Origin of the sequence: Novipirellula sp. (assembly GCF_041583735.1) — a bacterium.
Taxonomy (GTDB): Bacteria; Planctomycetota; Planctomycetia; order Pirellulales; family Pirellulaceae; genus Novipirellula.
In genome coordinates this window covers 1-5496 of the sequence record NZ_JBFHFD010000589.1, presented here as the reverse complement: position 1 = coordinate 5496, position 5496 = coordinate 1, and the positions used below count along the sequence as shown (strand labels likewise).

The following is a 5496-nucleotide window of genomic DNA, read 5'->3' as shown; positions in this document are numbered from 1 at the left end:
CGAACGTCCATTGGCGGTTGAAACGTTCAACGAAGACGCTCGTCGTCTTGGTGCAGCGATGTACGGCTATAGCGACGACGAAATGTTCAACTGGCGATACGGTGTTTTCTTGCTAGAAAACATTGCCACCGATGGCCGTTATCGCGGTGACGACATGCAGGCCGGCGTGTATGGCCGGTTGGCGGCGAGCCCCTGGTACGACGAAATCAGTGGTGGCCGCGGCTATTTGCACCTGGCAATCGCTGGATCCGCAAACGATACCGATCCCGACGGCCAAACCGACGCGGACCAAACCAGCAACGAAGCTCGTTTCCGCACGCGTCCATTGGCGCGATCCGATTCACGTTGGTGGAACACCAATCGCATCTTGGGTGCCGAGGACTACCAACAACTCGGCTACGAGTTCATGCTCAATATCGGTGCCCTGCAAATCACCAGCGAATACTATGGTAACTGGGTAGGACGCGACGCTGCGGGCGGCTTCTCTGGTGAAGACTTGTTCTTTCACGGTGGTTACATCTTCGCATCGTACTTCCTCACCGGCGAACACATTCCGCTGGACCGAGTATCGGGAACCATCGACCGAGTCAAACCATTTGAAAACTTCTTCTTGGTTGACCGATGCACCGGAGGCACGGGTTCCGGTTTGGGTGCAGTCGCAGTGGCCCTTCGCTACGACTATCTCGATCTTAGCGACGAAGACATTCGCGGGGGCGACGGCCACGCGGTCACCGCCGGACTTAATTGGTACTGGACCGCCTACTCGAAAGTTCAAACCAACTTGATTTGGGGTTCGATCAACAACGGTGGGCAAGGCCAAGAGAACAGTGGCCCCAGCGGCACCACGGTGCCGTTGGCCGCAGGCGTCGATGGCGACTTCACCGCACTTGGCTTTCGCTTCATGGCCGATTTCTAAGCTTCGCTTGAAAATCGTCCTCTTACCCACCGCGTAAAATTGATCCAATCATTTGTCCAAGGAAAGGACCCGATCATGTTCTATCAAACTCTTCGAATGACGCTCGCCACCGGCTTGCTCGTATTCGCAGCGATGCCGTTCGCCGCGAACCAAGCCACAGCGGGATCCGGCCATCATCTGCTGGACCAAACCGGCTGCTGCACCAAATGCCCAGCGTGCGACCACCGCTGCAATTTTTCAGTCGACGTGGTCGACGAGACCAAGACTTGCTTTGAAGTCGAATCCAAAGTGATCTGCATTCCCCGCGTGGTTTTCCCTTGGCAAAAGGGAAACTGCGACGCGGTTTGCAACAACGGTGCGAAAACGCGTCGGATCTGCGTGCTGAAGACCAAAGATTACAAGTGCCCTAAGTGCGAGTATTCGTGGTCGGCCGAAAAGAAAGCAACCTGCTGCGACACTCACAGCGGGCACAGCCACGGTGGACACCACTCCATCGAACACGCCCCGGCACCGCCAGCCCCAACGCCTGCGGAACAGGTGGCACCGGAAGCCCCCCAGCCGTACTCGCTTCCCTCGCCAGCGCAAGCGTCGCGTCCAAGTGAAGACGCGTATTACTCGCTGTTCGAAACCATCACGACTCGCTAGTCTAACGGACGAAACGAGAGTGACGTTTTCCCGTGGCCAATCTCGCAAGAGATTGGCCACGTTCGTTTGTAGCTGCCCCTTCCTGAAAGCAACACGGAACAACAAGTGAACGACCTTAGCCGCTATGGCGGATTGATCTTTGATTGCGACGGTACGCTTACCGATTCGATGCCGCTGCACTTCGAAGCATGGCGTGAAACGATGGCCCGTTTTGGCATCGAGTTTACCGAACAACGGTTCTACAGCATGGCGGGCATGCCCACCGATAAAATCATTCGCGTCTTGGCCGAAGAACAATCGGTCGACGTCGACCCCGAAGTCGCCGGCGCTGAAAAGGAACAAGCGTTTCGTCAACGAATCCCGCGACTGCAACCGCTCAAACGCGTTTGCGATATCGCCCATGCCCATTTTAACGTGGTGCCGATGGCGGTCGCCAGCGGTGGCGACCGCGAAGGGGTGTGGGCCCAAATCAAGCACTTGCAAATGGAATCGCTGTTCGCCGCGGTCGTCACGGCCGAGGACACCGAGAAACACAAACCGGAACCCGACGTGTTTCTGAAGGCTGCAGAGTTGTTGAATGTCCCGCCGGAAACCTGTCTCGTTTTCGAAGATTCGCCACTCGGGCTAGACGCCGCCGCACGAGCCTCGATGGACTGTGTCGATGTCCGCGACTTTACGTTTTACGAGGCAGGGCGAGCCTAAGTCGTAGCTCAGGCTGCTAGCCTGTGAGTGCGGCAAGGCGATCAATTGGAATGTTCGAGCGCCTTGTCGCTGATGTCTTTGCGACACCAGGCACCTTGCCAGCGAATCTCTTTGACCGCCTTGTAGGCCTGCAATTTCGCACCGCTGATCGAATTTCCGATCGCGGTCACGCCAAGCACACGGCCGCCGGCGTTGACCACGTTCCCATCCTTCAGTGCCGTACCGGCATGAAATACTTTCACATCAGTTAGCTCTGCTGCGCGGTCCAGCCCGGTGATCACGCGGCCTTTTTCGTAGTCGCCAGGGTAACCTTCGCTGGCCATCACGACACAAATACTGGGGCGTTCGTCCCACTGCAGTGGTTCAAGTTCACCGAGGCGTCCGTCGATCGTCGCTTCGATCACATCGACCAAATCGGTTTTCAAACGCATCAGCAGCGGTTGGCACTCGGGGTCGCCGAACCGCACATTGAACTCGAGCACCTTGGGGCCGGCCGAGGTCAACATCAACCCCGCGTACAGCACACCTTTGAAGGGCCGGCGAGCACGCTTCATTGCGTGCACGATCGGAACCAGCACGTCGGCTTCGATTTTTTCCATCATCGCTTCGTCAACGATCGGCGTCGGACAATATGCCCCCATCCCGCCGGTGTTGGGACCGGCATCGCCATCGTAGGCTGGTTTGTGATCCTGGGCGGCGGGCAGCGTCATGATCGTTTCCCCATCGGTGATCGCCAACACGCTCGCCTCTTGCCCGATCAACTTCTCTTCGATGATCAGTTCTTTGCCGGCTTCGCCAAATTCGCGTTGGTGGGCAATCCGATCGATCGCTTCAAGTGCTTCACTGCGTGTGCTGCAAACGATCACCCCTTTGCCCGCCGCCAAACCGTCGGCTTTGACGACCACATGCACCGGATCATTCGGCTCGGAATAGCGATCCTTGATATAGCGAGCCGCATCCTCGGCGTCGCGAAAGGTTCGGTAACCCGCGGTGGGAATATCGGCCATGTGCAGCAAATTCTTGCAAAACACCTTACTGCCTTCGAGTTCGGCGGCAGCTTTGGAGGGGCCAAACACCTTTAGCCCCGCGTCCTGCATGGCATCAACGAGCCCCGCCACCAAAGGAACCTCGGGGCCGACGACGGTGATGTCGATTTCGTTTTCTTTGGCAAACTTGACCAGTTTTGCGGTCTCGGTCACTTCGATTGGAACATTGATCGCGTCGATCGCGGTCCCTGCGTTGCCGGGAGCCACGTAGACCGTTTCCACACGAGGGCTTTGAGCAATCTTCCAAGCGAGCGCATGTTCACGTCCGCCGTTACCAACAATTAAAAATTTCATCGCGGGACCACACTGTCGCAGAGATTCAAGAAAGGAAAAGTCAAAGCCCAACCGGTAAATTAGCAAACCAATCAAAAATCGCCACGGTGGGAAGCGCAATCTCGGCGGGGACGGAGAAGAAATTCTCGCTGCAAAAGCCTGCCGGATCCACCAAGTGTCACCGATTCCCCCCAGCGGATCGCACCGCGGGAATTACCCAGCTTAAGGGGGTGTAAGCGGTAGACAATTTTCCAATAGCAGCTAAAATGGGGAGTGTCCTGCCGAAGAATGAAATTCTGCTGTCCGCTAAAACCCCCACCCCAAGGACGGCACATTCTTCGCAAAAAACTAGTTTGGTTAGAAGCAGCGACTGAGTTTACGTCCACCGTAGCTCAGTCGCTGCGATAACCTCGCCAGTCAACAGTCCTTCCCTCCCTTTGAATCTCGTGGCTTGCGATGGTTGAAATCGGCGGTAGAAAATCGCTTAAATCGCGTGCGTTCTGCTGACCGGCAACTAGAATTCGCTGTTTGCCGCATGCTTCCCCGTCACGCAAGACACACGTCACGCAAGACAATTGACTCCTGATTCCTCGGTCTTTTGATCCTCCGTCGCGACATAGGTCACCATCATGCTGAGGTTAAACGGACACGCTGACCAAATTTCTGGCTGGCTAATGGGGCGGCACTGAAACCAAAAATCGTTACGATCTTGAGAACTGAAACCACGCTGATGATCCTGCGGCCGATGACCGCCAAGGATTTAAATCCTCTAACCCTGCTTGGGAGAATTAACGTTGAAGACTCGACGACAAGCTTTGAAAACTCGATTAACTCACATGTTTTGCGGTGTCGCCGCAGCGTCTCTGCTGGCCTCGACAGCTGCCGTTTCCAATGCAGCCGATCTGAAACTGCGTTTCGAATACGCAGGTGCCGCTGAGGATCCCTCGGCCCTGGTTGTCAACAAAGACGTAGAATTCTGTGGAAAACACCAGATTTTCAACGAGCGATTGCTGGTCAACAAAGAGAACAAGGGCATCAAAGATGTCGTGGTTTACGTCTACACCGGCCGCGGTGGATCGAAATTGGATGACGTCCCTGCAAAGAACAACACGCATGTGTTGGAAAATAACGCCTGTCGCTTCGAGCCCCACATCGTGATTTGCCAAACCGGCGATACGCTAAAGGTGACCAACCCCGACGCCGTGGGCCACAATGCGAACCTGCCTTTCTTTAAGAACGCGGCCCAAAACTTCTTGATCCCACCGGGGCAAGAAAAATCAGTCGTTCTCGAAGAAACCGAACCTGCGCCAATTCCGGTGGAATGCAACATTCATCCTTGGATGCGAGCCTACGTCGTGGTCCTGGAACACCCCTACGTCGCCAAGAGTGACGAAAATGGTGACTTGGTCATCAAGGATCTGCCCGAAGGCGAGGAATTGACGTTCCGCGTCTTCCACGAAGCGGGCAAAATTGACGATGTCACCATTAACGGCAAAGCTGAAAAATGGTCGCGAAGCCGTTTTGACGTCACTATCAAAGGTGGCGTGAACGACCTTGGAACCGTTGTGGTTCCTGCAGGGGCGTTGAGCGCCGAGTAAGGAAACGCGAGTCAAATCGCGATCGATCCCAATCAAACGAATCGTGGCAGGCCCATCCTTGATGTGCCTGCCATTTTTTTTGCCGATGCGACAATCCGTGGAGTTTACGGCGAACGGGTTTACGCGGTTCAATAGGGGACGAATCCTTTCCCAAATCCTGCGACCGTTTTCGATATGCCCCCTCTCGTCCGCTCTTTCGTGCTGATCCTCTGTCCGCTGCCGCTGCTGGCTGTGATCACCGGATGTGACGCAAAGATTGAACAATTTGAGCCCAACACGCTTTATTCGCTGACGCTCGCTGAATCGCGGTCGGCGG

5 protein-coding genes are annotated in these 5496 nt (G+C 55.6%); 4 read left to right on the top strand and 1 reads right to left on the bottom strand.

Annotated features, from left to right (window positions below):
* The 3 genes from ABX962_RS28935 to ABX962_RS28925 all read left to right on the top strand — a co-directional run.
* Positions 1 to 916: OprO/OprP family phosphate-selective porin (locus ABX962_RS28935; protein WP_372724702.1), on the top strand; the 916-nt coding region annotated here is incomplete at its 5' end.
* A gap of 75 nt (positions 917 to 991) precedes the next feature.
* Complete coding sequence (locus ABX962_RS28930; RefSeq protein ID WP_372724700.1) at positions 992 to 1561, top strand: hypothetical protein; 570 nt, start codon at positions 992 to 994, stop codon at positions 1559 to 1561.
* Positions 1562 to 1666: 105 nt separating this feature from the next.
* The gene (locus ABX962_RS28925; protein ID WP_372724699.1) at positions 1667 to 2263 is read left to right on the top strand and encodes an HAD family hydrolase; all 597 of its coding nucleotides are present in this window, start codon (positions 1667 to 1669) and stop codon (positions 2261 to 2263) included.
* A 41-nt stretch (positions 2264 to 2304) separates the two neighbouring features.
* Here the strand turns inward: ABX962_RS28925 and purD are convergent, their stop codons facing one another.
* A complete protein-coding gene (purD, locus tag ABX962_RS28920; RefSeq protein WP_372724697.1) occupies positions 2305 to 3603 on the bottom strand; it encodes a phosphoribosylamine--glycine ligase in 1299 nt (432 codons plus the stop codon).
* A gap of 815 nt (positions 3604 to 4418) precedes the next feature.
* Between purD and ABX962_RS28915 the strand changes: the two genes are divergently transcribed.
* Complete coding sequence (locus tag ABX962_RS28915) at positions 4419 to 5180, top strand: methylamine utilization protein (RefSeq protein WP_372724704.1); 762 nt, start codon at positions 4419 to 4421, stop codon at positions 5178 to 5180.
* The last annotated feature ends 316 nt before the right edge of the window (positions 5181 to 5496 follow it).

Excerpts from the sequence above, each read along its gene's own strand:
- purD (WP_372724697.1), bottom strand. The coding sequence starts at position 3,603 with ATGAAATTTTTAATTGTTGGTAACGGCGGACGTGAACATGCGCTCGCT.
- ABX962_RS28930 (WP_372724700.1), top strand. The coding sequence starts at position 992 with ATGTTCTATCAAACTCTTCGAATGACGCTCGCCACCGGCTTGCTCGTA.
- ABX962_RS28915 (WP_372724704.1), top strand. The coding sequence starts at position 4,419 with ATGTTTTGCGGTGTCGCCGCAGCGTCTCTGCTGGCCTCGACAGCTGCC.